The 22,853-nt window shown below is 59.3% G+C and carries 29 protein-coding genes; 14 read left to right on the forward strand and 15 right to left on the reverse strand.

Features of this window, described 5'->3' with window-relative positions:
- Window position 1: 1 nt before the first annotated feature.
- The 6 genes from tcyL to JK232_RS00755 form a co-directional block, all read right to left on the reverse strand.
- A complete protein-coding gene (gene tcyL, locus JK232_RS00730; RefSeq protein ID WP_072928542.1) occupies window positions 2–664 on the reverse strand; it encodes a cystine ABC transporter permease in 663 nt (220 codons plus the stop codon).
- Window positions 665–733: 69 nt separating this feature from the next.
- Window positions 734–1,531, reverse strand: a complete 798-nt coding sequence (tcyJ, locus tag JK232_RS00735) for a cystine ABC transporter substrate-binding protein (RefSeq protein ID WP_072928541.1) — start codon at window positions 1,529–1,531, stop codon at window positions 734–736.
- Window positions 1,532–1,645: 114 nt separating this feature from the next.
- The gene (locus JK232_RS00740) at window positions 1,646–2,647 is read right to left on the reverse strand and encodes a D-cysteine desulfhydrase (protein ID WP_241522898.1); all 1,002 of its coding nucleotides are present in this window, start codon (window positions 2,645–2,647) and stop codon (window positions 1,646–1,648) included.
- Window positions 2,648–2,864: 217 nt separating this feature from the next.
- Window positions 2,865–3,377, reverse strand: coding sequence for a flagella biosynthesis regulatory protein FliZ (gene fliZ, locus JK232_RS00745; protein ID WP_072928540.1), 513 nt, complete (start codon window positions 3,375–3,377; stop codon window positions 2,865–2,867).
- Window positions 3,378–3,452: 75 nt separating this feature from the next.
- Complete coding sequence (locus JK232_RS00750) at window positions 3,453–4,175, reverse strand: RNA polymerase sigma factor FliA (protein WP_072928539.1); 723 nt, start codon at window positions 4,173–4,175, stop codon at window positions 3,453–3,455.
- Between the two features lie 282 nt (window positions 4,176–4,457).
- Window positions 4,458–5,282: a flagellin N-terminal helical domain-containing protein gene (locus JK232_RS00755; protein ID WP_212588653.1), complete on the reverse strand. Its 825-nt coding sequence runs from the start codon at window positions 5,280–5,282 to the stop codon at window positions 4,458–4,460.
- 541 nt (window positions 5,283–5,823) lie between these two features.
- Between JK232_RS00755 and fliD the strand changes: the two genes are divergently transcribed.
- The 6 genes from fliD to JK232_RS00785 all read left to right on the forward strand — a co-directional run bounded on the left by fliD (window position 5,824) and on the right by JK232_RS00785 (window position 12,040).
- Complete coding sequence (fliD, locus tag JK232_RS00760; RefSeq protein ID WP_101828897.1) at window positions 5,824–7,263, forward strand: flagellar filament capping protein FliD; 1,440 nt, start codon at window positions 5,824–5,826, stop codon at window positions 7,261–7,263.
- A 9-nt stretch (window positions 7,264–7,272) separates the two neighbouring features.
- Window positions 7,273–7,683 (forward strand): flagellar export chaperone FliS, encoded by a 411-nt coding sequence (gene fliS, locus JK232_RS00765; RefSeq protein ID WP_072928536.1) that lies wholly within the window; start codon window positions 7,273–7,275, stop codon window positions 7,681–7,683.
- The gene (gene fliT, locus JK232_RS00770) at window positions 7,683–8,048 is read left to right on the forward strand and encodes a flagella biosynthesis regulatory protein FliT (RefSeq protein ID WP_072928535.1); all 366 of its coding nucleotides are present in this window, start codon (window positions 7,683–7,685) and stop codon (window positions 8,046–8,048) included. The genes fliS and fliT overlap by 1 nt, the downstream gene beginning before the upstream one ends.
- A 102-nt stretch (window positions 8,049–8,150) precedes the next feature.
- On the forward strand, window positions 8,151–8,993 hold the full coding sequence (locus tag JK232_RS00775; RefSeq protein ID WP_072928534.1) for a helix-turn-helix transcriptional regulator: 843 nt from the start codon (window positions 8,151–8,153) through the stop codon (window positions 8,991–8,993).
- A 160-nt stretch (window positions 8,994–9,153) separates the two neighbouring features.
- Window positions 9,154–10,803 carry a glycosyltransferase family protein gene (locus tag JK232_RS00780; protein ID WP_212588654.1) on the forward strand — a complete coding sequence of 550 codons (1,650 nt, stop codon included), beginning with the start codon at window positions 9,154–9,156 and terminating at the stop codon, window positions 10,801–10,803.
- A gap of 223 nt (window positions 10,804–11,026) precedes the next feature.
- Entirely contained in the window at window positions 11,027–12,040 is a 1,014-nt protein-coding gene (locus JK232_RS00785; protein WP_212588655.1) for an acyltransferase, read from the forward strand.
- 53 nt (window positions 12,041–12,093) lie between these two features.
- On the opposite strand, the gene JK232_RS00790 is transcribed toward JK232_RS00785, so the two are convergent.
- Complete coding sequence (locus JK232_RS00790) at window positions 12,094–12,318, reverse strand: YgdI/YgdR family lipoprotein (protein WP_072928531.1); 225 nt, start codon at window positions 12,316–12,318, stop codon at window positions 12,094–12,096.
- 211 nt (window positions 12,319–12,529) lie between these two features.
- Here JK232_RS00790 and JK232_RS00795 point away from each other — a divergent pair, with 211 nt between their 5' ends.
- Together JK232_RS00795 and JK232_RS00800 are read left to right on the forward strand one after the other, a co-directional pair.
- Complete coding sequence (locus JK232_RS00795; RefSeq protein WP_072928530.1) at window positions 12,530–12,796, forward strand: sigma-S stabilization anti-adapter protein IraP; 267 nt, start codon at window positions 12,530–12,532, stop codon at window positions 12,794–12,796.
- Between the two features lie 424 nt (window positions 12,797–13,220).
- Complete coding sequence (locus JK232_RS00800) at window positions 13,221–13,481, forward strand: biofilm/acid-resistance regulator YmgB/AriR (protein ID WP_072928529.1); 261 nt, start codon at window positions 13,221–13,223, stop codon at window positions 13,479–13,481.
- A gap of 49 nt (window positions 13,482–13,530) precedes the next feature.
- Here JK232_RS00800 and JK232_RS00805 read toward each other — a convergent pair whose 3' ends face one another.
- The 8 genes from JK232_RS00805 to fliE form a co-directional block, all read right to left on the reverse strand.
- Window positions 13,531–13,734: a hypothetical protein gene (locus tag JK232_RS00805; protein WP_241506130.1), complete on the reverse strand. Its 204-nt coding sequence runs from the start codon at window positions 13,732–13,734 to the stop codon at window positions 13,531–13,533.
- A 185-nt stretch (window positions 13,735–13,919) separates the two neighbouring features.
- Entirely contained in the window at window positions 13,920–14,069 is a 150-nt protein-coding gene (locus JK232_RS00810; RefSeq protein WP_165698476.1) for a hypothetical protein, read from the reverse strand.
- A gap of 175 nt (window positions 14,070–14,244) precedes the next feature.
- Window positions 14,245–14,430 (reverse strand): hypothetical protein, encoded by a 186-nt coding sequence (locus tag JK232_RS00815; RefSeq protein ID WP_072928528.1) that lies wholly within the window; start codon window positions 14,428–14,430, stop codon window positions 14,245–14,247.
- A gap of 82 nt (window positions 14,431–14,512) precedes the next feature.
- Window positions 14,513–14,713: a hypothetical protein gene (locus JK232_RS00820; RefSeq protein WP_072928527.1), complete on the reverse strand. Its 201-nt coding sequence runs from the start codon at window positions 14,711–14,713 to the stop codon at window positions 14,513–14,515.
- Window positions 14,714–14,888: 175 nt separating this feature from the next.
- Window positions 14,889–15,071, reverse strand: a complete 183-nt coding sequence (locus tag JK232_RS00825; protein WP_072928526.1) for a hypothetical protein — start codon at window positions 15,069–15,071, stop codon at window positions 14,889–14,891.
- Window positions 15,061–15,213 carry a hypothetical protein gene (locus JK232_RS00830; RefSeq protein WP_165698475.1) on the reverse strand — a complete coding sequence of 51 codons (153 nt, stop codon included), beginning with the start codon at window positions 15,211–15,213 and terminating at the stop codon, window positions 15,061–15,063. Before JK232_RS00830 ends, JK232_RS00825 begins: the two co-directional genes overlap by 11 nt.
- A complete protein-coding gene (locus JK232_RS22900; protein WP_276327353.1) occupies window positions 15,213–15,347 on the reverse strand; it encodes a hypothetical protein in 135 nt (44 codons plus the stop codon). The genes JK232_RS00830 and JK232_RS22900 overlap by 1 nt, the downstream gene beginning before the upstream one ends.
- A 172-nt stretch (window positions 15,348–15,519) precedes the next feature.
- Complete coding sequence (fliE, locus tag JK232_RS00835; protein ID WP_072928525.1) at window positions 15,520–15,834, reverse strand: flagellar hook-basal body complex protein FliE; 315 nt, start codon at window positions 15,832–15,834, stop codon at window positions 15,520–15,522.
- A 294-nt stretch (window positions 15,835–16,128) separates the two neighbouring features.
- On the opposite strand from fliE, the gene fliF reads away from it, so the two are divergent.
- The 6 genes from fliF to JK232_RS00865 are packed head-to-tail and all read left to right on the forward strand — an operon-like array spanning window position 16,129 to window position 22,697.
- Window positions 16,129–17,847 carry a flagellar basal-body MS-ring/collar protein FliF gene (gene fliF, locus JK232_RS00840; RefSeq protein WP_101828901.1) on the forward strand — a complete coding sequence of 573 codons (1,719 nt, stop codon included), beginning with the start codon at window positions 16,129–16,131 and terminating at the stop codon, window positions 17,845–17,847.
- Complete coding sequence (gene fliG / locus JK232_RS00845; RefSeq protein ID WP_072928523.1) at window positions 17,844–18,836, forward strand: flagellar motor switch protein FliG; 993 nt, start codon at window positions 17,844–17,846, stop codon at window positions 18,834–18,836. The genes fliF and fliG overlap by 4 nt, the downstream gene beginning before the upstream one ends.
- Window positions 18,829–19,527 carry a flagellar assembly protein FliH gene (gene fliH, locus JK232_RS00850; protein ID WP_072928522.1) on the forward strand — a complete coding sequence of 233 codons (699 nt, stop codon included), beginning with the start codon at window positions 18,829–18,831 and terminating at the stop codon, window positions 19,525–19,527. The genes fliG and fliH overlap by 8 nt, the downstream gene beginning before the upstream one ends.
- Entirely contained in the window at window positions 19,524–20,891 is a 1,368-nt protein-coding gene (gene fliI, locus JK232_RS00855) for a flagellar protein export ATPase FliI (protein WP_072928521.1), read from the forward strand. Before fliH ends, fliI begins: the two co-directional genes overlap by 4 nt.
- 31 nt (window positions 20,892–20,922) lie before the next feature.
- Window positions 20,923–21,369 carry a flagellar export protein FliJ gene (fliJ, locus tag JK232_RS00860; RefSeq protein WP_072928602.1) on the forward strand — a complete coding sequence of 149 codons (447 nt, stop codon included), beginning with the start codon at window positions 20,923–20,925 and terminating at the stop codon, window positions 21,367–21,369.
- The gene (locus JK232_RS00865) at window positions 21,366–22,697 is read left to right on the forward strand and encodes a flagellar hook-length control protein FliK (protein WP_246538163.1); all 1,332 of its coding nucleotides are present in this window, start codon (window positions 21,366–21,368) and stop codon (window positions 22,695–22,697) included. Before fliJ ends, JK232_RS00865 begins: the two co-directional genes overlap by 4 nt.
- Window positions 22,698–22,853: the final 156 nt, after the last annotated feature.

The following is a 22,853-nucleotide window of genomic DNA, read 5'->3' on the forward strand; positions in this document are numbered from 1 at the left end:
GTTACTCCTGATCCTGTCGGTTAACACGGGCTTCAAGCCGGTTTTGCAACGCCGAAAGCAGCGTCGCCAGCACCCAGTACACCAGTGAGGCAGCCAGATACATGGTGAACACCTCAAACGTGCGCGAGGTAATCAGCTGCGCCTGACGGAACAGCTCCGGCACCTGGATGGTCGCGGCCAGCGAGGTGTCTTTCACCAGGCTGATAAAACTGTTGCCCAGCGGCGGCAGCGCGGTGCGGGCCGCCTGCGGCAGAATCACCCGGCGCAGCGTCTGCCACGGCGTCATGCCGATACTGGCGGCCGCTTCCCACTGCCCTCTCTCAATCGACGAAATCGCCGCGCGCAACGTTTCCGACGTATAGGCCGCGGTATTCAGCGACAGCCCAATCATCGCCGCCGGCATCGGGTCCAGCTCGATGCCGAACTGCGGCAGGCCGTAATAAATCATAAACAGCTGGGCAATCAGCGGTGTGCCGCGAAAAATTGACACATAAATCCGCGAGAGCCAGGCCAGTGGCCAGAAACGCGAAAGGCGCATCAGCGCCAGCACAAACCCCAGGAACAGGCCAAAGGCCATACCACCGATACTGAGCTGAAGGGTAAACAGTGTCCCCTTCAATAAAAAGGGTGCTGAATCCAGCACCAGTTGAATACTTTCTTGCATCTGTCGAACCCTGTCGGCGCACAACGCCGGAGGTGAAAATGGGCCGGTGATGACTCACCGGCGCGGGGGTTATTTGGTGACGTCAGCACCGAACCATTTTTCAGAGATTTTTTTCAGCGAGCCGTCCTGCTGCATGTCGGCAATCGCTTTATCCACGGCTGCCAGCATCTGCGGGTTGCCTTTGCGCAACGCCACACCGGACTCTTGGCGGGAGAAGGCCGGGCCGGCCACCGCCATCACATTGCCGGTTTTCTTCACCAGGTCCAGCGCCGCCAGGCGGTCTACCAGAATGGCATCGACACGGCCGAAGCGCAGGTCCTGGTATTTGGTCGGGTCATCATCATAGGTGCGGATGTCCACGCCTTTCACGTTCTCACGCACCCACTGCTCATAGTTGGTGCCGAGGCCGACGCCCACTTTCTTCCCAGAGAGATCCTCCGGTTTGGTGATGCCGCCCTCGTTGCCTTTCTTGGTCAGGGCCTGGATGCCGGACACCGTGTACGGGGTGGAGAAGTCATACTTTTTCTTACGCTCATCGGAAATCGTGACCTGGTTTATCACCACATCGATGCGTTTGGAATCCAGCGAGGCGAGCATCCCGTCCCATTTGGTCGGCGACAGTTTGGCTTTCACGCCGAGGTGCTGGGCCAGGGCCTCAGCAAATTCCACTTCAAACCCCGTGAGTTTGCCGTCTTCCCCCTGGAAGCTGAACGGCGGATAGGTGCCTTCCAGCCCGACCACCAGCGTGCCGCGCTGTTTCACCTGATCCAACTGGTCAGCCGCGTAGGTTGTGCTGACCATCCCGCTGGTCAGGGTGACGGCCATCATGCCCATCAGTAAATGACGACGAAATACGGAAACACCCATAGCTACCCCTTATGACATGTTAATTATTTTGATTTCAGCATGTTATCATTTAGTTTACCGGTTAACAGGAATAGATCATCCTATGGTTATACCGGAAAGTTATAGATAATGTGGTTAGTGTGACGGTGGATAGGCAAACAGCGCCGGTGCACCGCCGGTATGCACAAACAGAATTGGTCCGGCGGCAAAGCGCTTGCGCTCAAGGCCGTCGATCAATCCGGCCATCGCTTTGCCGGTGTAGACCGGGTCCAGCAGAATGCCCTCCTGCGCCGCCAGCAGTTTCACCGCAGCCATGCCCTCCTCGCTCGGCACGCCGTAACGCGGGCCGACGTACTCATCCCACAGCGTGACCGGCGCGGGGGCATCGGTGAGCGACAGCAACGCCGACACCTCCTGTTGCAGCGCCACCACTTTCGGCTGCTGCTCCTGTGCCTTGCGTGACACCGTGACGCCAACCAACGTGGTGTCCGGCATCAGTGATTGCAACCCCACCGCCAGCCCGGCATGGGTGCCGGCACTGCCGGACGCCACCACCACACTGCCGAACGCCACCTGTTGCGCCTGCCGGGCAATCTCCAGCGCGCACTGGATATACCCCAGCGCGCCCAGGCCATTGGAGCCGCCCACCGGGATCACATACGGGCGGAAGCCCTGCGCTTCCAGCCGATCCGCCTGCTCGCGCAGCTGCGCCTGCGGGTCATGCAGCGCGTCACACATCACCACCTCAGTATTGAACAGATCCAGCAGCAGCCGGTTGCCGTTGTGCTGGTAGTTGTCGCCGGGGTGGTAATGATCGGCTGCCGGGGCCGCAAACGGGCTTTCCAGCAAGGCCACACAATGCAGGCCGAGCCGGGCGGCCACGGCCGCCGTCTGGCGCACATGGTTGGACTGGATTGCCCCGGCGGTGACCAGCGTGTCGGCCCCCTGCCGCAACGCCTCGGCGGCCAGAAACTCCAGCTTGCGCAGCTTGTTGCCGCCCAGCGCCAGCGGCGTGAGGTCATCCCGCTTCATGTAAATATCATGGCCGAGATAATCGGAGAGACGGTCAAGGCGCTCAAGCGGCGTGGCCGGGCCGACCAGGTCAAGGCGCGGCACGGCGGCCAGTTGCTCAGCCAGGTAACGGTAGGATGGTGTGTTCGGTTGTTGGCTCACCTGTTTCCCCTCAGGACGGTGCAGAGATTCAACCTATAGATCTAGCAGATGTTTCTTCGGGATTCATCCATTGCGGTGCAGGATCGCGTGCAGAGGGGCAATTAAGGCGCATAAAAACAAAAATGCGCCCCGGTCACAGCATGACGGGGGCGCATCCGGTTATCGGGTAACACAGGCCGGCTCAGCGCGGCTGGCTTTGCCAGGCCAGGTACTGATCATATTTACGCAGGGCGATGCGGTAATTGTTGTGGCCGGCGTCCGGCAAATCCTCAATGATCCGCTGGTGAATGCTGTTGCCTTTGATGCGGTCACGCGGATAGTTGCAGGCACTCAGCATCTCATCCAGGCGGCGCAGGCGCACAACGTATTCACGCACCGTGCTGTGGCTCATTTCGGTCTGCTCAAACAGGTATTGCTTGAACGCTTTAATATCAAAATACTCAGGGTTGCTGTTGCAGGAGATCTCACTGCAAAAACGGCACAGCGCCATCAGCTCATTTTGCAGCTTCAGCCAGACCTGATCGTCGATCAGCTGATCCATGCCCGCAATGGCTTCTTTATTAATGATCTGTCCGCGGAAAACCAGCGCCATGCGGTCAAGCTGCTTGGTGCATTGCGAACAGTGAGTCTGGCTGTGTTTGTAGTCTTTAAGATAGCGGCTCAGCGGCCGTTTTTTTACAGATGTGCCTGGCATATAAAAATTCCGCTAATGTGATTTTTTATTAAGGGGCGGAACTCTGAAGAGGGTGCCTGCCGGGCAGGCACACGATTAGTGATCGGCATTGAGTCGGGCTCGCAAGCGCTTGATAGCCTGACTGTGCAGCTGGCTGACGCGGGATTCCCCCACTTCAAGCACAGCCCCGATCTCCTTCAGGTTCAGCTCTTCCTGGTAATACAGTGTTAACACCATTTTTTCGCGTTCGGGCAACGCCTCGATAGCGTCCATCACCCGCTGGCGGAGGCTGCCCTCCAGCAAATGGTGCAATGGGTTGCTCTCTTCATGGCCTTCCGTCAGTGTCTCGGCACTGTCGCCATGTTCTTCCCGCCACTCATCGTAGGAGAACAGCTGGCTGTTGTTGGTATCCATCAGGATCTGACGGTACTCCTCCAACGGGATGGCCAACGTCTGTGCCACTTCACTTTCAGTGGGCGGGCGCCCGAGCAGCTGTTCAGCCTGCTGCATGGCCACCGACACTTCGCGCGCATTGCGGCGCACGCTGCGGGGTGCCCAGTCGCGGCTGCGCAGTTCATCCAGCATGGCCCCACGGATGCGTTGCACCGCGTAGGTAGTAAAAGCCGTGCCCTGTAGCGCATCGTAACGATCAACCGCATTCAGCAGCCCAATGCCCCCTGCCTGAAGCAGGTCATCCAGCTCAACGCTGGCGGGCAACCGCACCTGGAGGCGCAGGGCTTCATGGCGGACAAGCGGAACATAACGCTGCCACAGAGTATTCTTGTCGATGACGCCTTCGGCGTTATACAAATCGCTCACTGTTAAAACCTGGCATGGGGTGGGGTTAGACGTATTATCCCTGTCCCCAGGCGAAGTAATCGGCAGAACAAACCGTAAAAAGGGTGGCTATTTGTTTTATGTCGTCGCGGCTTTTTCTTTTTTTCCCTAAGATAAATCTGAATCGCGGCCGATACTTTACACGACATTCACGCTGTTGTACTGCCAAACAACCTGAAGCAACGAAAAATTTAACTTAAGTATTACCACTGGTTAAAATAAACCCCGCCGAAGCGGGGTTGGGAACGAAACCAGCGTGCGGGATTAACGCAGCAGGGACAGAACGCCCTGAGGAACCTGGTTCGCCTGGGACAGTACAGAAGTACCAGCCTGCTGCAGGATCTGCGCGCGGCTCATGTTGGACACTTCGGTCGCGTAGTCAGCATCCTGAATACGGGACTGAGCGGCGCTCAGGTTGGTTACGGTGTTGTTGATGTTGTTAACAGTGGACTCGAAACGGTTCTGAACCGCACCCAGGCCGCTACGTGCTTTGTCGACGGTGCTGATCGCGGTGTCGATGGTTGCCAGCTCGGTACCTGCCAGCGCTTTCAGGTCGATGGAAGCCACACCCAGGGTGGTGGTGTCAGCTTTAGCACCGGTCAGGTTCAGGTCGATGGTCTGGCCGTCGTCTGCGCCAACCTGGATTTTAACCACACCACCAGTACCGGCAGAGCCGTCCAGCAGGTTGGTGCCGTTGAAAGAGGTCTGGCTGGCAACACGGTTGATTTCGTTCAGACGTGCGGTCACTTCGTCCTGCAGAGAAGCCAGGTCGCTGTCGCTGTTGGTGCCGTTCGCTGCCTGTACGGTCAGTTCACGAACACGCTGCAAGTTGGTGTTGATCTCGTTCAGCGCGCCTTCAGCGGTCTGCGCCATGGAGATACCGTCGTTGGCGTTACGTGCTGCCTGAGTCAGGCCTTTGATGTTAGAAGTGAAACGGTTGGAGATCGCTTGACCAGCCGCATCGTCTTTTGCACTGTTGATACGCAGACCAGATGACAGACGCTCGATAGCGGTGCCCAGAGCAGACTGAGATTTGTTCAGGTTGTTCTGAGTAGTCAGGGACATCAGGTTAGTATTGATAACTGACATAGTGGTATTCCTTAATCGCAAATTAGGTTTAGGTTTGAGCTTGTTGCTCACGGCGTCTCTCACCGTCCTAAAATTTATCGGCGCGTTATGGGGGAACTTTAAAAGAAATTTTAAAAATAGAGTAAGATTATGATATTAAACGGAAATTAATTCAAATAACTCACCTGATGGCGGTAAAACGGTGGGAAACGGGGCAAAATGGCCTGCGCCCGGCGTGATAAATGACGGTGTTTTACACGGTAATAATGATATCCCGGTGCGCTTTCCGGCCGCGGTTAACGTGCAGGGGCTTTTCTTCTCTCTTATTTTCCTTTCTTCTGCTTTCCCTTCTTCTTATTCGCCACGGCCTGTTTTATGATGGCCGCCACCCACGGGCGAACCGCCCCGCCCGCCGGCTGCGTTGCCCGCGGCCACTATCGCCACAATACCCTCTATTCTTCCGCGCTATTCCGCGCATCATTTTTTTTGACTTTACGTAAACTTTTACGCTTCCGGGCCGATACCTGCTTTCAGGTACATACTCAACATTAAGGAAGCATATATGGCGTCTACGACGATCAGTAACCTGGGGGTAGGATCGGGCCTCGATCTCAGCACATTATATACGTCCCTCGAAACCGCTGAGCAATCCAAGCTGACTACCATCACCACCCAGCAGAGCAGCTATAACAGCCAGCTGAGTGCCTATGGTAAACTGCAAAGCTCCCTGACCAGCCTGCAAACCGCTACCGCGGCACTGACAAAAACCACGGCGTTTAACAGCACCACTGTCAGCAGCACCAACACCGCCTTTACCGCCACCACGGACAGCACCGCCAACACCGGCAGCTATTCCGTCTCCGTGACGCAAATAGCCAAGGCGCAGACCCTGCTCTCCGGCTCAGTCAGCAGCAACACCGCGCAGCTCGGCACCACCGGCGCGACCCGCACCCTGACCATTACCCAGCCCGGCAACGACACGCCGCTGAGCATCAGCCTGACCGACGACCAGACCAGCCTGACCGGCATCGCGAACGCCATCAACAAAAGCGGCGGCGATGTCTCGGCCAGCATTATCAAAGCGAATGACGGCGATTACCGCCTGATGCTCAGCTCCAAATCCACCGGTACCGACTATGACATGACCGTCAGCGTCAGCGGTGATGACGCCTTGCAGGCGGTGATTGGCTATACCGCCGGCGGCACCGGCAACGGCATGAGTGAGCAGGTGCAGTCACAGAATGCCAAGCTGACGGTGAACGGCGTGGCGATTGAGCGCAGCAGCAACACCATTACCGATGCGCCGTCAGGCGTGACGCTGCAACTGAAAGCCGCCAGCGCCTCCGGTGCCTCAGAGCAGCTGGAAGTCACGCGCGCTACCGACAGCACCAAAACGGCCATCAATGCGTGGGTCAAAGCCTATAACGCGCTGCAGAGCACCATCGCCACCGTCACCAAATACACCAAAGTCGAGACCGGGGAAGACCAGTCCAGCAGCAACGGCGCCCTGCTCGGCGACAGCAACGTGCGCAGCATCCAGTCCCAGTTGCGCAGCCAGCTGACCACCGTCCAGAGCGGCAGCCTGGCGATCATGGCGCAGCTCGGCATCACCCAGGACCCGTCCATCGGGGCTGACGGCTCCAGCGGCAACCTGCTGGTGGATGACACCAAACTCTCCGCCGCGCTGGCCAGCAACCCGCAGGGCGTCACGGAGTACTTTGTCGGCGACGGCAAAACCACCGGTTTCGCTACCGTGATGAACAATACCCTGACGGATATGCTGAGCACCGCCACCGGTAAAGAGGGCGTGATCAAAAATGCCACCGACGGCATCAACAGCACGCTGAAGACCCTGAGCCAGCGCTATGACGACATGAGCGACAGCATTGACGCCACCATGGCGCGCTATAAGGCCCAGTTCACCCAATTGGATACCCTGATATCCAAGCTGAACAACACTGCCAGCTACCTGACGCAGCAGTTCAGCACGTCAAGTTCATAAGGACGACCTATGTACCATCGTTCGGGGGCTCACTCTTACCAGCAGGTCAGCCTGGAAAGCGGCGTAATGAGTGCCAGCCCACACCAGTTAATTGTCATGCTGTTTGACGGGGCGCAAAGCGCCCTGGTAAGGGCAAAGATTTTCATGGAGCAGGGGGACATTGCCAACAAAGGCCATGCGATCTCCAAAGCAATCAATATTATCGACAGCGGCCTGCGCGCCGGGCTTGACCGTGAACAGGACGGCGAGCTGGTCGATAATCTGGATAACCTCTATGAGTATATGAGCCGCCGCCTGTTACAGGCCAATTTGCACAATGACTTAACGGCTCTCGAAGAGGTTTCCGCGCTGTTGGATAACATCGCAGATGCCTGGCGCCAGATTGGACCACACTATCAACCTTCTCAGGACGTGAAATAATGGATCGTCACCCGCACCTTATTACCGCATATCAACAGATTCTGACCCTCAGTGAGCAGATGCTCGGCCTGGCGCGCCAGGAGCAGTGGCCGGAACTGGTTGAGCTCGAGGTCAGCTACGCCAAGGCGGTGGAACAGACCGCCGCCCTGCCCGTCAATGACGGCGTGCCTGATCAGGTGCAGGAGACGATCCGCCGTATGCTGGCGCGTATTCTTGATAACGAAAGCCAGGTGAAACAGCTGCTTAACGCCAGGATGGATAAACTGGCTGAGCTTATCGGCAACACCGGCCGTAAAAAAGATTTGCACCATGCTTACGGTAAGTTCGACGGGCAGTACACCATGCTCCAGGGCGACCCGCAGTAAACGGGTCTGCCGCTTCCGGCAGGCCGGTGTTTTTTCGCGTGCCGGCCCGGAGGCCGGCTCCCTCCGCCGGATGCGGGCAGCCATGAGCCATCTTGAACATTTATGGAACGGACAATTCGCTCTTACCCCGGTGTCGGCATTGCCGGGCACCTGATCCAACACAGCGCGCTGTGCGTGCCGTCAATTTACGTCAGCCGCCCCTGCCTGATCTATGTGTCACAAGGCTATAACATCCTGCGTACCCGTGAGGGTGAGCTGCGCATCGAGCAGGGTGAGATGCTGGCGCTGAACGGCGGCCAGACGCTGGACGTTTACAACGGCCTGGATGAGAAAGGCCTCTACGCCAGCAAAGCCATCGCCTGCGATCCGGCGCTGCTGGCGGATTTCAGCCGCGAGCACACCCCGCTGCTGTCACCGGTGGCCTCCGCCGCCATTATCCCCGACCCGGCCAACCAGTTTGCCCACTCGTTTGACTGCTTCTTCGACGCGCTGATGACGTCGCCCGCGCTGCCGGCCCCGATTGCCCGCCACCGTATGCAGGAGCAGATCCTGTGGCTGGCGCAGCACGGCGTGCGCCTGCATACCACGCCGCCGGCCACCCTCAGCCAGCAGGTGCGTGAGCTGCTGCTGACGGACATCGCCCACCCCTGGCCGGCCGCGGTGGTGGCAGAACGGCTGGAGATGAACGAAGTGATGCTGCGCCGCCGGCTGGCGGCCGAGGCAGAGGTGCTGCGCAATATCATCGCCGACACCCGCATGACCCACGCCCTGCACCTGTTACAAAACACCGATGCGGCGATTGCCGCCATCGCTCAGAGCGTGGGTTATGAGAGCGGCTCGCGCTTCGCAGAACGTTTCCGCAAACGTTTTGGTTTCCTGCCCACTGCCATCCGCGGCCATCACCGGCAAGCTGCCTGCCCCGATTGCAGCCTCGGCAGCAACTGACACCCCTGCAGGTTGGAATGCACTGCACAAAATGAGAATAAGTGCATCGCCTCCCATAGCGTGATGCGGTAAAAGCCCTTATCGTTTATCCGCCCGGCCTGACAGCGTCAGCGGGCAGGCTCCGCAGGCAGCGGCATCAGGCGTAAGAAAGGGCAACATCATGGGTACAGAAAAGGGTCTGCGCCGGGCGGCACTCGCCGTTATGGTCGTTATGGTGATGTTGCCGTTGCTGAGTGCGGGCATCTGGTACGGGCATGACTGGGAAGCGCACCTGCTGCGCATGACCTCACTCAACCAGGCACTGGCCCACGGCCAGTTCCCGCCGCTGTTTGATTACTGGAACGCCAACCAGTATGGCTACTCCTGGCAGATGTTCTACCCGCCGCTCAGCTCGCTGCTGTTCCTGCTGGCACGCGGGCTGACGTTTGGCCTGGCCTCTGATGTGGTGCAGATGAAGCTGGTGTTCGCCTTTATCCTGGCTCTCGGGTTCAGCTCTGCCTGTTATGCCGGTAAACGTGAACACCACAGCCTGACGGCCGGTCTCCTGTGCGGCCTGCTGTTTGTCACCTCCGTCTATTTCCTGAATAACCTGTTTGTCCGCTTTGCGGTCGGTGAATGCCTGGCAATGGCGGTAATGCCGCTGTTTGTCCGCGGGTGCAGCTCACTGATCAGCGACCGGCGCGACTGCCGGTTGATCCCGCTCTCGGCTTCCCTGATCCTGCTGTCCAATATTCCCAGTGTGGTGGTCAGCCTGATCTTCTTCCTGCTGTTTGCCGTATTGAACGCCCGCGCCCTGTTCACCCGCCGGAACCTGCTGTTCCTGGGACGTTCGGTGTTGCTTATCCTGGCGCTGACCTGCCTCTACTGGGGGCCGCTGCTCTACCATATGGTCTATTCCGATGTGTATGCCTTCAAAGGGATGCTGTTCAGCTACCGCCATATGGACCGCTATAAAAGCGACCTGCTGCAAACGCTGCTCGGCCTGCCCAGCCACTATGGGCTGACGCAAAACGGGACTTACTCCTCTCCCGGCCTGCCGTTGCTGCTGCTCAGCCTGGCCGCGCTGCTGATGCCAATCGCGCGCCGCGGCAAAACCCTGCTGGCGGCCGGGCTGGTGATGGTGCTGCTGACCACCAACCTGGTGAACTGGAACTGGCTGCCCGCGCATACGCCGGTGCTCAATATCATGCAGTTTTCGTGGCGGCTGCTGATGTGCGCCTGCGCGCTGCTGGCCCTGTATGCCGTGGTGCCGTTGCAATGGCTGCTGACGCACCAGCGCAAAACGGCGGCCCTGATGCTCACCGCCCTGCTGGCCGCCGCCTGGTTGCCGGTAAAAAGTGCGCTTGACCAGCCGCTGCCGGCGTTCCAGACCACCCGCCTGTACGCGGATTACCTCAACACCCGCACCATGCAGGGCACGACCTATGACCTGCTGGCCGCGCAGACACTGCCGCCGACCGCGCGCGATCACCTGCTGAACCTGCCGGGCGGCTACATCAACGGTTACCCGACGTTCCATGTTTCCGCCCCGGAGCCGGCGCTCTATACCCTGCCGTACGTGATGTACGCCGGGTATACGCTGATGGTGGATGGGCAACGCGTGGCCCCGGTCCCGCTGGATGATGGCTTTATGGGGGTACGCCTGCCGCCGGGTGAACATACGGTCACGCTGAGTTACCAGACGCTGATTGTGATCATCCCGGCGCTGGTTTCCCTCTCTACCCTGCTGATGATGGCTTGCCTGTGGATGCGCAAACGGCTGCGGCCGTCGCTTTTCATCATGAAACCCCCGGGCCATTTGCCGGAATAGTGCGGCAGACCTTCTAAAGAAGGATTTATTTTGTTCCTTTACCAAGGCTAAAGATTTCTTTCAATATTTGAATGATTCACCCAGGCCAGATGTCGCCTCCTTCTGGCCGTTTTTTAATGGCGATCGGATTTTTACGCCAACCTAACCTAAATTTATTGCTAATTATTTGGCTCTCTTATAAAGATAAACGACTTATCTTTATTCATGTACCGTTCAGGGAAGTATGGAAAAAAACCTCAACCTTGATGTGATGCGCGCCATCGCGATTGGCGCGGTGGTGCTGATTCATGGCTCGATGAATACGTTTTATATGGCACCGATTGACAGTGTCGCCTGGAACATCACTAACCTCTGTTATTCGCTGTCACGCTTTTGTGTCCCGCTGTTTTTTATGATTTCCGCCTTTTTACTGATTAAAGAGGATATGGATGTCCGCGCCTTTGTACGCCGCCGGCTGACAAGGATTGCCCTGCCGTTTCTGGCCTGGTCACTTATTTACGGGATACTGAACGGAGAGGATATTTTTAGCCGGCACTGGCTGGTGGATGTGGTGATTAATCATAATGCGATGGCTCAGTTATGGTTTTTATATGCGTTGATTGGCCTTTACCTGCTGATGCCGCTGGTCTCGCTGATCTACTATAAAGGGGGCCGGACATTCTGCCTGTTTTATACCGTACTGACCTTTCTGTTCTCCTGTACCTTCCCGTTTCTCAGTGATGCTTTCAAGATCACGATTTCGTTTGTCGGCAATATGGCGCTGAATAACTTTAATGCCTATGTGATTTTCCTGTTCCTGCCGCTGTTGATAAAAGATATAGGCTTTACCCGGCAGCGTGGCTGGCTGGCGCTGGGCCTGTTTATTCTGGCGGTCATCGTGATGTTTACCGGCACCCGGTCTGTGTCGCTGGCGGCCCATGCCGCGCGGGAAACCTACTACACCTATTTCTATCCGCCGACGGTGGTGGCCTCCGCCGCCCTGTTCTACCTGATACTGAATGCCCGCTTTACTTTTAGCCCGCTGATAAAACAACGGCTTACCTCGGTAGCAGAGTGCTCGTTTGGTATTTTCTTAGCGCATATGGTGGTCTACCTGGCCGTGACGCGGCTGATTAACATCAACGAAAAGTTAATCTGGCCTTTTGCCTCCCTGCTGTTCTCCGGCGTGATGTTTGGCATCACCTATCTGGCCGTTCGCTATTTGCGTAAGTTGCCTTACATCCGGGCACTGTTCTGAAACCGGCAATAAAAACCCCGCCGCAGCGGGGTTTTTTTAGGGGAAAATAAACGTCAGTTTTTAATTTCCTGCATTTGCTTCACGGTATTCTGGTTAATTTGCTGTTTGTTGCCCCAGGCATCTTTATAACTGATCATGCCGGTCTCATTATCTGTTTTTGGTTTGCCGTCACTGACAATCGTCCGGCCATCAATGGTGTGGATAGCATAGTTGCTGTCGGCACAGCCGGCCAGCAGGGCAGAGAGAATAACCGCAGAAGCCACAATGACTTTTTTCATAACTCACTCCTTTTTGTTAAGAACATTTCAAGAATAGTGCAAACCCTACCGTCAGCAAGTGCACCGCATTTTTAGCAACACGCGCATTTTTTCTTTTCCTTTCGCGCGTTGTGCAGGTCATTACCGCGAATGATTAAAATTTTGCTATCAGATTCATGAACTCCCGCATTATTATAAGCGCGCTAACGATCCCTTCTTGTGTGGAGACTTTATGAAAGCGTTAATCGCAGAACTGTTGGTGAAGCTGGCAGAAAATGATGTGGCCTCCAAAGAGACCCTGATTCAGGTAGAAGCCCTGCAAATTGCGGTGACAGCGCTGATGAATGCGCTGGATGCACAGACCAGGATGACCATTTCAAAACAGGTGAACAAAGCGCTGGACCAGGCTTCAGAAGATTCTGCGACCCATCCGGAGGATCTGATCAAGCTGCGCGGTTGCCTTTACGCCTTGATTGACCAGCCGCGAATCGACCCCTGATCCCCTGGCTTGCGTAAGGCTTTTGTCACGAACGCACGCCCCTCTCCACCGCCCCCCTTACACTTTGCCGGGGTACCTGCCCCCCGGCGGCCCGGCAACTTATCATGCCCTTTTGCCCTTGCCGCCGCCCTCTCCACTGCCCGCCTGATAAGCTGCTTTTTATATACACCTCATACCACACAAAAAGCTCAGGCCAAAGTTACGCAAAATTTCCATCTTTGTATAAGTTTATCGGGGAGCAGGGAACGCTCGCCTGTCATAACGATAACGGATGCATTATGTTGCCTCTGAGGGTGTTTGGTTCCACGTTCAGAGGTCTTTTTTATTTACACACCAGTTTACGCCACCCCCATGACGCGACTTACGCCTGTCCGGCGTTCCGGATTGGGCGGTACGCGGAATACGCTCTATAAGGGAACAAAAAATGAATAAACAACCCGTCTCTGCGGAACACGAAATTGCGCGTTATTTTAACAGCCCGGCCGCGACGTCAGCGGCGGAGTCAGAAGTGATTACTCAGATTGCGGCAGAATTGCTCAGCACCCATGAGTTTGTCACTAATAAAGCGATCATTGCGCGGCTGATTGAAAAGCTGGAAACCGAACATGATGTGGTGAAACTGGATGTTTACCGCCATGCGCTGGAAGCGATGATCCTGAAAGCCCCTGACGAGACATTTGCCTGATAGGACGCGGGCGGCCGCGATGGCCGCCCGTGACAGCACCACGCCGGTGTCAGGCCGACACCTTACTCATCTGCATCAGTTCATCCAGCCGTTGCCCCATCTCCCGGATATTTTTCCTCAGGTCCGCATCCGCCTCAGTGGCCGTCTTGCCCCGGCCTGTCACCTCAAACTGGTAATCCGCCTCGCGGCAGGTGGCGGCATACAGATAGTGGTCCGGCCCTTCTGACTTTTTCTCAATCTCTAATGACATCATGGTTCTCCCTGTTGCGTTATCTTAAAGATAGCAGATACACGCTGCACGCCGGCAAAAACGCCCGGTGCCTTACCGGCATTAACTGATGGACTACAGGGATTAACCAACTAACGAACTACAGGCATTAACTGACGAACAGCAGGCAACAAAAAACCGCCCGCAGGCGGTTTTAGAGTAGATAAGGCTTACACGTCATCCGGGGTTTGCGGCACATCGTCATCATCCCCCAACGGATCATCCCCTAAAGGATCATCCTCTTCCGGAAACTCTTCCGGGGTTTCAGGAACCATATCATCATCCGGCAGCGGATCAATTTCATCAGGACGTTCGGACATAACTACCTCCAGGCCCGACATGGGCATAGGAAGTATAGGCAAGCCGCCAGCGGGCAGACCTGCCGGACATCACATCCTGATGAACAAATGTCCAATCAGGCTAATCTGTCTGCCCGGCGGTGTGGCGGCAACAAAAAACCGCCCGGAGGCGGTTTCTGGATAGCGGGAACAGACGCTATTTCGAGTCTGATTCGTAAGGATCTTCTTTATCATCGGAGCTGTCATCGCGCTTTCTCGGGATTTCTCCCTCTTTATTCGCCAGGTCATCCTCTTCATAAGGGTTCGGCGAATTGGGCGCATCTTCAGGCAGGCCGTGATGTTTATTGGGGAAAGGCGCGTTATGATCAGGATGTTCAGACATGGTTCTCTCCATTGACTCACGGGTTTGTCCATTAAGTATAGAAGATAACAACACTTTCAGCCTGCCGCCGCCTGCCTTCCTTTCAGCCCTTCAGGCGCAGCTTGCTCAGGATGACCTGATGCCTGCGTCGTTTGTACGGTGAGGGGTTCAGATGGCGCATGACCCGCTGTTCCAGTTGCTGGTCACTCAGCTCGCGCCCCCGCACTGCATAAACCCAGCACACCAGCCGGATGTAGGGGAAAAACCACCAGCTTACTCCCTGTTTAACGCGCATGTTTGCCACTCTGTTACTCCTCACTCTGTCAACATTGCCCCGCCTCTTTACGCTGCAGGCCCCGCATTATGGCATACGCCCGACCGCCGGGCTTGTAACAGACCGCTTTTTTTGCCGTCAGTTCAACAGATAAGGCAAAGAAGGGGCAATGTCCCTCTGCACGCGGCAGGCAGTGCGCGCCCGTTCAGCGTTTTCCGGCGATTTCCACGTAGTCATACACCAGTTCATGAGCGCGGCTGAGCAGCAGGTCAACCGCCATCGGCTGGTGACCGCCGTCACGCACCAGCTTCAATGCCTCGCAAAGGTGTTGCTGGGCCTGGGTCAGCTGATGCAAGGGCTTTTTAAACGGGATGATTTCAGCGGCCATATTTCTCTCCTAACTTTTGAATTGCCATGCAGACACAGGCGGTGCTCAACCAGATTGTGCCGCAAATTAATGCGATGCCATTGTCAGACACCATCGCCGTGCCGGTTATCAGCGCGCCGAGTGCCGCCAGAAAGTAATGCATCACTCACGCTCCGGGCGCAGCCGGTCGCGTTTGCCTGTGCGCCTTATCGCGTCAGGCTCTGCCCCACCGCCGCCATACCACATATCACACGCCGCCCGGATCGCGGCGTCTGTCTTGAACAGGTTGGTTTGCATCAGGATCCTCTTCCCCGCTTTTTGCCTGAACACAGTATCGGCAGCCGGGGGGATAACCGTAATAAATCTACTGATAATGACAAAAATTCAGGCAACAGGCGGTGAAAGAGCACAGCATCGCGGCCACCGGGTGTGGCGCAGGAAACCTGCCGGAAGCGGGCAGTCCGCCCCCCTACACCTGCATGTTCATGATTTCCTGGTAGGCGGACACCAGCTTGTTACGCACCTGCACGCCCAGTTGCAGGGAGACGGAGGATTTTTGCAGATCCACCATCACGTCATTCAGCCCAACGCCCGGCACGCCCAGCTCAAATTTCTCGGCCTGGGTGCGGGCGCTGTTCTGGATGTCGCTTATCTTGCCGACGGCCGCTTTCAGCTCGCTGGCAAAGCCCGCGTGCGCCAACGGCTGGGCGGGTGCCGGGCCGGCGGCCTGGAGCGCGGTGGCCTGCATCTGCTGGAGGACGCTTTGAATACCCTGAATTGACATACTTTTCTCTCTGGTGTCAGCCCGTGCCGGACGCACCGGCGGACGATATAGATTTGATGGCAGACACCCTACCACAGGGTTTTCCGGCTAAAGCATCTAAATAGCGGCAAAAAACACGGCTTATTCACCCATCGAATTTTCTGTCAACAGCAAATAATGGCCCACCTGAAAATTGGGACATTTCCTATTACCAGGTCCAGTGCCTTTTGACGCGTCAACGCAAACCGCCAGGGAGTCCGTTTTGCAACTCTATACCATTACTCACATCCGTTTGCAGTGTAGCGAGGTGGCCTCATGAATGCCGCGACCGCCACCGGCGATAACCGTGAAAACGGCATGAACGCGCTGTTTACCCGCTTGCGCGCTAACCCAAAAATTCCGTTGCTGATTGCCGCAGCGGCGGCGGTGGCCATTGTCGTTGCCATGATGCTCTGGGCCCGCAGCCCGGACTATCGCGTCCTGTTCAGTAACCTGAACGATAAGGATGGCGGTGCCATCGTCGCCCAGCTGACGCAGATGAATGTCCCTTACCGCTTTGCGGATAACGGCGGCGCGCTGCTGGTGCCGGCGGAGAGTGTCCATGAGACACGCCTGCGCCTGGCGCAGGCCGGGCTGCCGAAAGGCGGTGCGGTGGGCTTCGAACTGATGGATCAGGAGAAGTTCGGCATCAGCCAGTTCAGCGAGCAGATCAACTACCAGCGTGGCCTGGAAGGTGAGCTGTCGCGCACCATTGAAACCCTCGGCCCGGTGCTGAGCGCGCGCGTACACCTGGCGATGCCTAAGCCGTCGCTGTTTGTGCGCGAGCAGAAATCCCCGTCGGCGTCAGTCACGCTGGCCCTGCAACCCGGCCGCGCGCTGGATGACGGCCAGATCAATGCCATCGTCCATATGGTCTCCAGCAGCGTTTCCGGCCTGCCGCCGGCCAGCGTCACCGTGGTTGACCAGAGCGGCCACCTGCTGACCCAGAATGAAGGCGGCGATCGCCTCCTGAACGCGACCCAGCTGAAATTCACCAATGAGCTGGAGAGCCGTTTCCAGCGCCGTATCGAGACCATCCTCGCGCCGATGGTGGGTGCAGGCAACGTCCACGCCCAGGTCACCGCGCAGCTTGATTTCGCCTCCCGCGAGCAGACGGATGAGCAGTACCAGCCGAACGGCAATGCGGACAACGCCGCAATCCGTTCACGCCAGCTGAGCACCAATGAACAAGTGGGTTCCGCTGTCGGCGGCGTGCCGGGCGCGCTCTCCAACCAGCCGGCCCCGGCCACCACCGCGCCGATTGATACACCGCCGGCGAAGAACGCGGCAAATGCCAAGAATGCAGCGGCCAACAAAACCGCCGACGCGGCCACCCGCAGCAGCGCCACCACAGCGCGCGGCACCACGTCCGGCAGCAGCCGCCATGATGAAACCACCAACTACGAGCTGGACCGCACCATCCGTCACACCACGGAAAGTGCCGGTGGCGTGAAGCGCCTCTCCGTCGCCGTGGTGGTGAACTACGCCACCGGTGCAGACGGCAAGCAGAAAGCGCTGACCGAGGCCCAGCTTAAGCAGATCAACGATCTGGTGCGTGAGGCGATGGGCTACTCCGCCGAGCGCGGCGACAGCCTGAACGTGGTCAACACGCCGTTTAACGATACGCAGGACGTGCCGGTTGAGCTGCCGTTCTGGAAACAGCAGTCGTTCTTCGAGCAGCTTATCGAGGCCGGCCGTTACCTGCTGATCCTGATTGTGGCCTGGATCCTGTGGCGCAAGCTGGTTCGCCCGCAACTGCGTAAACAGCAACAGGCGCAGGAAGCCGCTGTGGCTGCCGCCGCCGCTGCCCAGGCTGTCTCTGCCACTGAGGCTGCCCCGGCCGCCAAGCCGAGCAGCGATGAGCTGGCCCAGCGCAAGCGCTCCCAGCAACGTGTCAGCGTTGAAGTCCAGACCCAGCGTATCCAGGAGCTGGCCGATAAAGAACCTCGCGTGGTCGCCCTGGTGATCCGCCAATGGATGAGTACCGAGTTATGAGTTTGACCGGAACCGAAAAGAGCGCCGTCCTGCTGATGACGCTCGGTGAAGACCGCGCGGCGGAGGTGTTCAAACACCTCTCCTCGCGCGAGGTACAGCAGCTGAGCAGCGCGATGGCGAACACCCATCACATCTCCACCAAAGTGCTGGCGGAAGTGCTCAATGAATTCGAGGTGGATGCCGAGCAGTACGCGGCCCTGAGCATCAACACCAATGACTACCTGCGCTCGGTGCTGGTCAAAGCCCTGGGCGAGGAGCGCGCCTCCAGCCTGCTCGAGGACATCCTCGAGTCGCGTGAAACCACCACCGGCATGGAAACGCTCAACTATATGGAACCGCTGATGGCGGCCGACCTGATCCGCGACGAACACCCGCAGATCATCGCCACCATTATGGTGCACCTGAAACGCGGCCAGGCGGCCGACATCCTGGCGCAGTTCGACGAACGCCTGCGCAACGACGTGATGCTGCGTATCGCCACCTTCGGCGGCGTGCAGCCGGCGGCACTGGCGGAACTGACCGAAGTGCTGAACAACCTGCTCGACGGCCAGAACCTCAAGCGCAGCAAGCTGGGCGGGGTACGTACTGCCGCCGAGATCATCAACCTGATGAAAACCCAGCAGGAAGAAGCGGTCATGGACGCGATGCGCGGCTACGACGGCGAGCTGGCACAGAAGATTGTCGACGAGATGTTCCTGTTCGAAAACCTGGTGCAGGTCGACGACCGCAGCATCCAGCGCCTGTTGCAGGAAGTGGACAACGAGTCGCTGCTGGTCGCCCTGAAAGGTGCCGAACAGCCGCTGCGCGACAAGTTCCTCAACAACATGTCGCAACGTGCGGCCGATATCCTGCGCGACGACCTGGCCAACCGCGGCCCGATGCGTATGTCGCAGGTCGAGGCAGAACAGAAAGCGATCCTGCTGATTGTCCGCCGTCTGGCGGAAACCGGCGAAATGATGATTGGTGGTGGCGAGGATACCTATGTCTGATGCGCTTAACCGGCTGCCGTGGCAACCGTGGAAACTTAACGATCTCTCCCCTGCCCCGAAGCGCATGGAGCCGGCCTTCCAGGCCGCCTACGATGTGCTGGTGGAGCACGAAGAACATTCCCGCCAGCACGAGCTGGCCGGGTTGCGCCAGCAGGCCCAGCAGGAGGGCCACCAGTTGGGCTTCCAGCAGGGCAAACAACAGGGCTATGACGCCGGCTTCCAGGCCGGTTACCAGGCCGGGCAGCAGCAGGGGCTGGACGCCGCGCACGCGCAGCAGCAGCCGCTGACCGAACAGTGGCAGGCGATGGTCACCGATTTCCAGCAGACGCTGGACTCGCTCGACAGCGTGATCGCCTCCCGCCTGATGCAACTGGCGCTGACCGCCGCCAAACAGATCCTCGGCCAGACCCCGCAGTGTGACGGCGCGGCGCTGCTGGCCCAGATCCAGCAGCTGATTCAGCAGGAGCCGATGTTCAGCGGCAAACCGCAACTGCGCGTCAGCCCGCAGGATTATGACCGCGTGGAGCAGCAGCTCGGCGTGACGTTAAGCCTCAACGGCTGGCGGCTGGTCTCTGACCCGCAGATCCACCGCGGCGGCTGCAAAGTCAGCGCAGAAGACGGCGACCTTGATGCCTCGCTCGCCACGCGCTGGCAGGAACTCTGCCGCCTGGCGGCACCGGGGGAAGTATGACAGCCCGTTTAGGCCGGTTATTGCATGCGCTGGATGATGCCGAACAACGCATCACCCGCACCCCGGCCCTGCGCCGGTATGGCCGCCTGACCCGTGCCACCGGGCTGGTGCTGGAGGCGACCGGCCTCCAGTTGCCGCTCGGTGCCACCTGCATTATTGAGCGGATGGATGCCAACCATCAGGTGCAGGAAGTCGAGAGTGAAGTGGTGGGCTTTCAGGGGCAGCGCCTGTTCCTGATGCCGCTGGAAGAGGTGGAAGGCATTCTGCCCGGTGCCAGGGTCTATGCCCGCATGACGCCGGACGGCCAGAGCAGCGGCAAACAGTTGCCGCTCGGCCCGCAACTGCTGGGCCGGGTGCTGGACGGCGCCGCCAAACCGCTGGACGGCCTGCCGCCGCCGGAAACCGGCTTCCGCGCCCCGCTGATGACCGCCCCGGTCAACCCGCTGCTGCGTACCCCGATTGAGCAGGTGCTCGACGTCGGCGTGCGCGCCATCAACGCCCTGCTGACCGTGGGGCGCGGCCAGCGTATGGGCCTGTTCGCCGGTTCCGGCGTCGGCAAAAGCGTGCTGCTCGGCATGATGGCCCGCTACACCCAGGCCGATGTGATTGTGGTCGGGCTGATTGGCGAACGTGGCCGCGAAGTCAAAGACTTCATCGAAAATATCCTGGGTGCCGAGGGCCGCGCGCGCTCGGTGGTGATCGCCGCCCCGGCGGACGTCTCGCCGCTGCTGCGTATGCAGGGGGCTGCCTACGCCACCCGCATCGCGGAAGATTTCCGTGACCGGGGCCAGCATGTGCTGCTGATCATGGACTCCCTGACCCGCTACGCCATGGCGCAGCGTGAAATCGCCCTGGCGATCGGCGAGCCGCCGGCCACCAAAGGCTACCCGCCGTCGGTGTTTGCCAAGCTGCCCGCGCTGGTGGAGCGTGCCGGTAACGGCGTGGATGGCGGCGGCTCGATCACCGCGTTCTATACCGTCCTGACCGAAGGCGATGACCAGCAAGACCCGATCGCGGACTCGGCGCGCGCCATCCTTGACGGCCACGTGGTGCTGTCCCGCCGCCTGGCGGAGTCCGGCCACTACCCGGCTATCGATATCGAAGCCTCCATCAGCCGGGCGATGACCTCACTGATTGATGACACCCACTACCGCCGGGTGCGCCAGTTCAAACAGATGCTGGCGAGTTACCAGCGTAACCGCGACCTGGTCAGCGTCGGGGCGTATGCCGCCGGCAGCGATCCGCTGCTTGACCGCGCCATCCGCCTCTACCCGCAGATGGAAGCGCTGTTGCAGCAAGGCATTCATGAGCAGAGCGACTTTACTGCCTCCTGCGACCACCTGAACACCCTGTTGCCGAACTGACCGGCAACCCGTTTTTTCCTGTGAGGCCATGATGAACAGTCTCTCCCCGATGGGCACCCTGCGCGACCTGGCGCAAAAAGCGCTGGATCAGGCGGTCACCCAGCTTGGGCAGGTGCGCCAGTCGCGCCTTAATGCCGAACAGCAGCTCACCATGCTGCTCAATTATCAGGATGAGTACCGCCAGCAGCTGAACACCACGCTGAACGGCGGCATTGATGCGCTGAGCTGGCAAAACTACCAGCAGTTTATCCAGACGCTGGACAAGGCGATTGAGCAGCACCGCCGCCAGCTGGCGCAGTGGAACCAGCGCCTCGATCAGGCGGTGAGCCACTGGCAGGACAAACAGCAACGGTTGAATGCTTACCAGACGCTGGCCGACCGCGCCCTGTTACAACAGCAGGTCATTGAGGGGCGGCTGGACCAAAAACGCATGGACGAATTTGCGCAACGAAGCACCTACAGGAACCGAGAACAATGAACCTCACGCTGTTGAACCTCGCCCCTGCGGCCGAGACCGCCACCGCCGCGCTCTCCCCCGCCACCGCCACGGCCGCCGGGCAGGCCCCGGAAGAGAGCGGCCTGGATTTCGCCGGCCAGCTTGATGCCCAGTTGGGGCAACTGGCTGCCGGTGTGCCGGGCAACGCGCTGACGCCGGCAGGTGAGCCAAAAGGCAAAGGTTTCACCGCGCTGGCCGCTGACGGCAAAGCCGCCCTGGCCGCGGCTGCCGCGGCCGGCAATACCGCGGCCGGGAAAGCGCAGGCGACCGATCTGGTCAGCCAGCTCGCGGCCGCCGTGGAAAAACTGACCCAGCCCGGCACCGTGCCGGCGGCGCTCACCAGCCGTGATGCGCGCGTAGAGACGCGCGTCTCCGGGGACGCCGGCAATGCGGAAGATAAAGAGGATGACCAGCAGGCGATCCAGTCGCTGTTCGCCATGCTCGGCCTGCCCGCCCCGCTGATGGCACCGGCTCAGGCCACCGCCTCCGGCTCCGGCACCCAGGCTGCCGCTGAGGCTGAGACCGCACGTACCGCCGCCGCCGTGCTGGGCGGTGCCTCTGCCCTGACGGCCGCGCCGGCCACCCCGGCCACGGCGTCCGCCTCACCGGCTGCGGCCCATGCCGCCCATGCGGGCACAGATAACACGGCAGCCGCTGCCGCCCCGGCCGTGGCCCCGGCGGAGAGCCTGGAGAGCGCGGCCATGCTGCTCTCCGCCGCCCAGCCGCAGAAAGATCTGCCGGCGGCGACCGCTGACAGCGCCCCGCAACCGGTGGTGCAGGCCGCCGCGCTGCCGCCGGCTGCCCATACCAACGCCGCACCGGCCGCCACCGCGCTGCCGGTCACGGCCGCTGCCCCGCAGATCACCAGCCCGCTGGCGACCCCGGAGTGGCAGCAGGCCCTTGGCCAGCAGGTACTGATGTTTACCCGCCACGGCCAGCAGAGCGCAGAGCTGCGCCTGCACCCGGAAGATCTCGGGGCATTGCAGATAAGCCTGAAGATTGATAACGACCAGGCGCAGCTGCACTTCGTCTCCGCCCACCAGCAGGTACGCGCCGCGGTGGAAGCCGCCATGCCGCACCTGCGCACTGCGCTGGCGGAGAGCGGCATCAACCTGGGGCAGAGCAGCGTCGGCAGTGATGCCGGCGGCTGGCAGCAGGCGCAGCAGCAGAGCGCCCAACAGCAGGGCGGCCGCAGCGCACCAAACAGCTGGGACGCGGCCGATCCCCTGGCGGCCGCTGAACCGCTGGCCGTCCCGGCCAGCCTGGTTTCCCGCCTTCAGGGCAGCAGCGGTGTGGACATCTTCGCCTGACGCTTTTATACCCGGCTGCCCACAAACGGATGAGGTAAGCCGGTTTTCCATGCCTATTCCACCTATTGTCCGGGCCGATAACCGCGATAATCATCGCAACATCTAGTCCGGCATGCATCGCGTGCCGGGCGTTAACGTTACAGGAAACTGACTTAT

Source organism: Nissabacter archeti, from assembly GCF_018257325.1.
Classification (GTDB): Bacteria; Pseudomonadota; Gammaproteobacteria; order Enterobacterales; family Enterobacteriaceae; genus Chimaeribacter; species Chimaeribacter arupi.

What these genes read in the sequence shown, in the direction of transcription:
- JK232_RS00800 (WP_072928529.1), top strand. Translation starts at nt 13,221, where the DNA reads ATGAATAAACAACCCGTCTCTGCGGAACACGAAATTGCGCGTTATTTT.
- JK232_RS00785 (WP_212588655.1), top strand. Translation starts at nt 11,027, where the DNA reads ATGGAAAAAAACCTCAACCTTGATGTGATGCGCGCCATCGCGATTGGC.
- fliZ (WP_072928540.1), bottom strand. Translation starts at nt 3,377, where the DNA reads ATGCCAGGCACATCTGTAAAAAAACGGCCGCTGAGCCGCTATCTTAAA.
- JK232_RS00805 (WP_241506130.1), bottom strand. Translation starts at nt 13,734, where the DNA reads ATGATGTCATTAGAGATTGAGAAAAAGTCAGAAGGGCCGGACCACTAT.
- fliD (WP_101828897.1), top strand. Translation starts at nt 5,824, where the DNA reads ATGGCGTCTACGACGATCAGTAACCTGGGGGTAGGATCGGGCCTCGAT.
- JK232_RS00815 (WP_072928528.1), bottom strand. Translation starts at nt 14,430, where the DNA reads ATGTCTGAACATCCTGATCATAACGCGCCTTTCCCCAATAAACATCAC.
- fliT (WP_072928535.1), top strand. Translation starts at nt 7,683, where the DNA reads ATGGATCGTCACCCGCACCTTATTACCGCATATCAACAGATTCTGACC.
- fliH (WP_072928522.1), top strand. Translation starts at nt 18,829, where the DNA reads ATGTCTGATGCGCTTAACCGGCTGCCGTGGCAACCGTGGAAACTTAAC.
- JK232_RS00775 (WP_072928534.1), top strand. Translation starts at nt 8,151, where the DNA reads ATGGAACGGACAATTCGCTCTTACCCCGGTGTCGGCATTGCCGGGCAC.
- tcyJ (WP_072928541.1), bottom strand. Translation starts at nt 1,531, where the DNA reads ATGGGTGTTTCCGTATTTCGTCGTCATTTACTGATGGGCATGATGGCC.
- fliJ (WP_072928602.1), top strand. Translation starts at nt 20,923, where the DNA reads ATGAACAGTCTCTCCCCGATGGGCACCCTGCGCGACCTGGCGCAAAAA.
- JK232_RS00830 (WP_165698475.1), bottom strand. Translation starts at nt 15,213, where the DNA reads ATGCATTACTTTCTGGCGGCACTCGGCGCGCTGATAACCGGCACGGCG.
- JK232_RS00825 (WP_072928526.1), bottom strand. Translation starts at nt 15,071, where the DNA reads ATGGCCGCTGAAATCATCCCGTTTAAAAAGCCCTTGCATCAGCTGACC.
- fliF (WP_101828901.1), top strand. Translation starts at nt 16,129, where the DNA reads ATGAATGCCGCGACCGCCACCGGCGATAACCGTGAAAACGGCATGAAC.
- JK232_RS00790 (WP_072928531.1), bottom strand. Translation starts at nt 12,318, where the DNA reads ATGAAAAAAGTCATTGTGGCTTCTGCGGTTATTCTCTCTGCCCTGCTG.
- fliG (WP_072928523.1), top strand. Translation starts at nt 17,844, where the DNA reads ATGAGTTTGACCGGAACCGAAAAGAGCGCCGTCCTGCTGATGACGCTC.
- JK232_RS00795 (WP_072928530.1), top strand. Translation starts at nt 12,530, where the DNA reads ATGAAAGCGTTAATCGCAGAACTGTTGGTGAAGCTGGCAGAAAATGAT.
- JK232_RS00780 (WP_212588654.1), top strand. Translation starts at nt 9,154, where the DNA reads ATGGGTACAGAAAAGGGTCTGCGCCGGGCGGCACTCGCCGTTATGGTC.
- JK232_RS00810 (WP_165698476.1), bottom strand. Translation starts at nt 14,069, where the DNA reads ATGTCCGAACGTCCTGATGAAATTGATCCGCTGCCGGATGATGATATG.
- JK232_RS22900 (WP_276327353.1), bottom strand. Translation starts at nt 15,347, where the DNA reads ATGCAAACCAACCTGTTCAAGACAGACGCCGCGATCCGGGCGGCGTGT.
- fliS (WP_072928536.1), top strand. Translation starts at nt 7,273, where the DNA reads ATGTACCATCGTTCGGGGGCTCACTCTTACCAGCAGGTCAGCCTGGAA.
- tcyL (WP_072928542.1), bottom strand. Translation starts at nt 664, where the DNA reads ATGCAAGAAAGTATTCAACTGGTGCTGGATTCAGCACCCTTTTTATTG.
- fliI (WP_072928521.1), top strand. Translation starts at nt 19,524, where the DNA reads ATGACAGCCCGTTTAGGCCGGTTATTGCATGCGCTGGATGATGCCGAA.
- fliE (WP_072928525.1), bottom strand. Translation starts at nt 15,834, where the DNA reads ATGTCAATTCAGGGTATTCAAAGCGTCCTCCAGCAGATGCAGGCCACC.
- JK232_RS00865 (WP_246538163.1), top strand. Translation starts at nt 21,366, where the DNA reads ATGAACCTCACGCTGTTGAACCTCGCCCCTGCGGCCGAGACCGCCACC.
- JK232_RS00755 (WP_212588653.1), bottom strand. Translation starts at nt 5,282, where the DNA reads ATGTCAGTTATCAATACTAACCTGATGTCCCTGACTACTCAGAACAAC.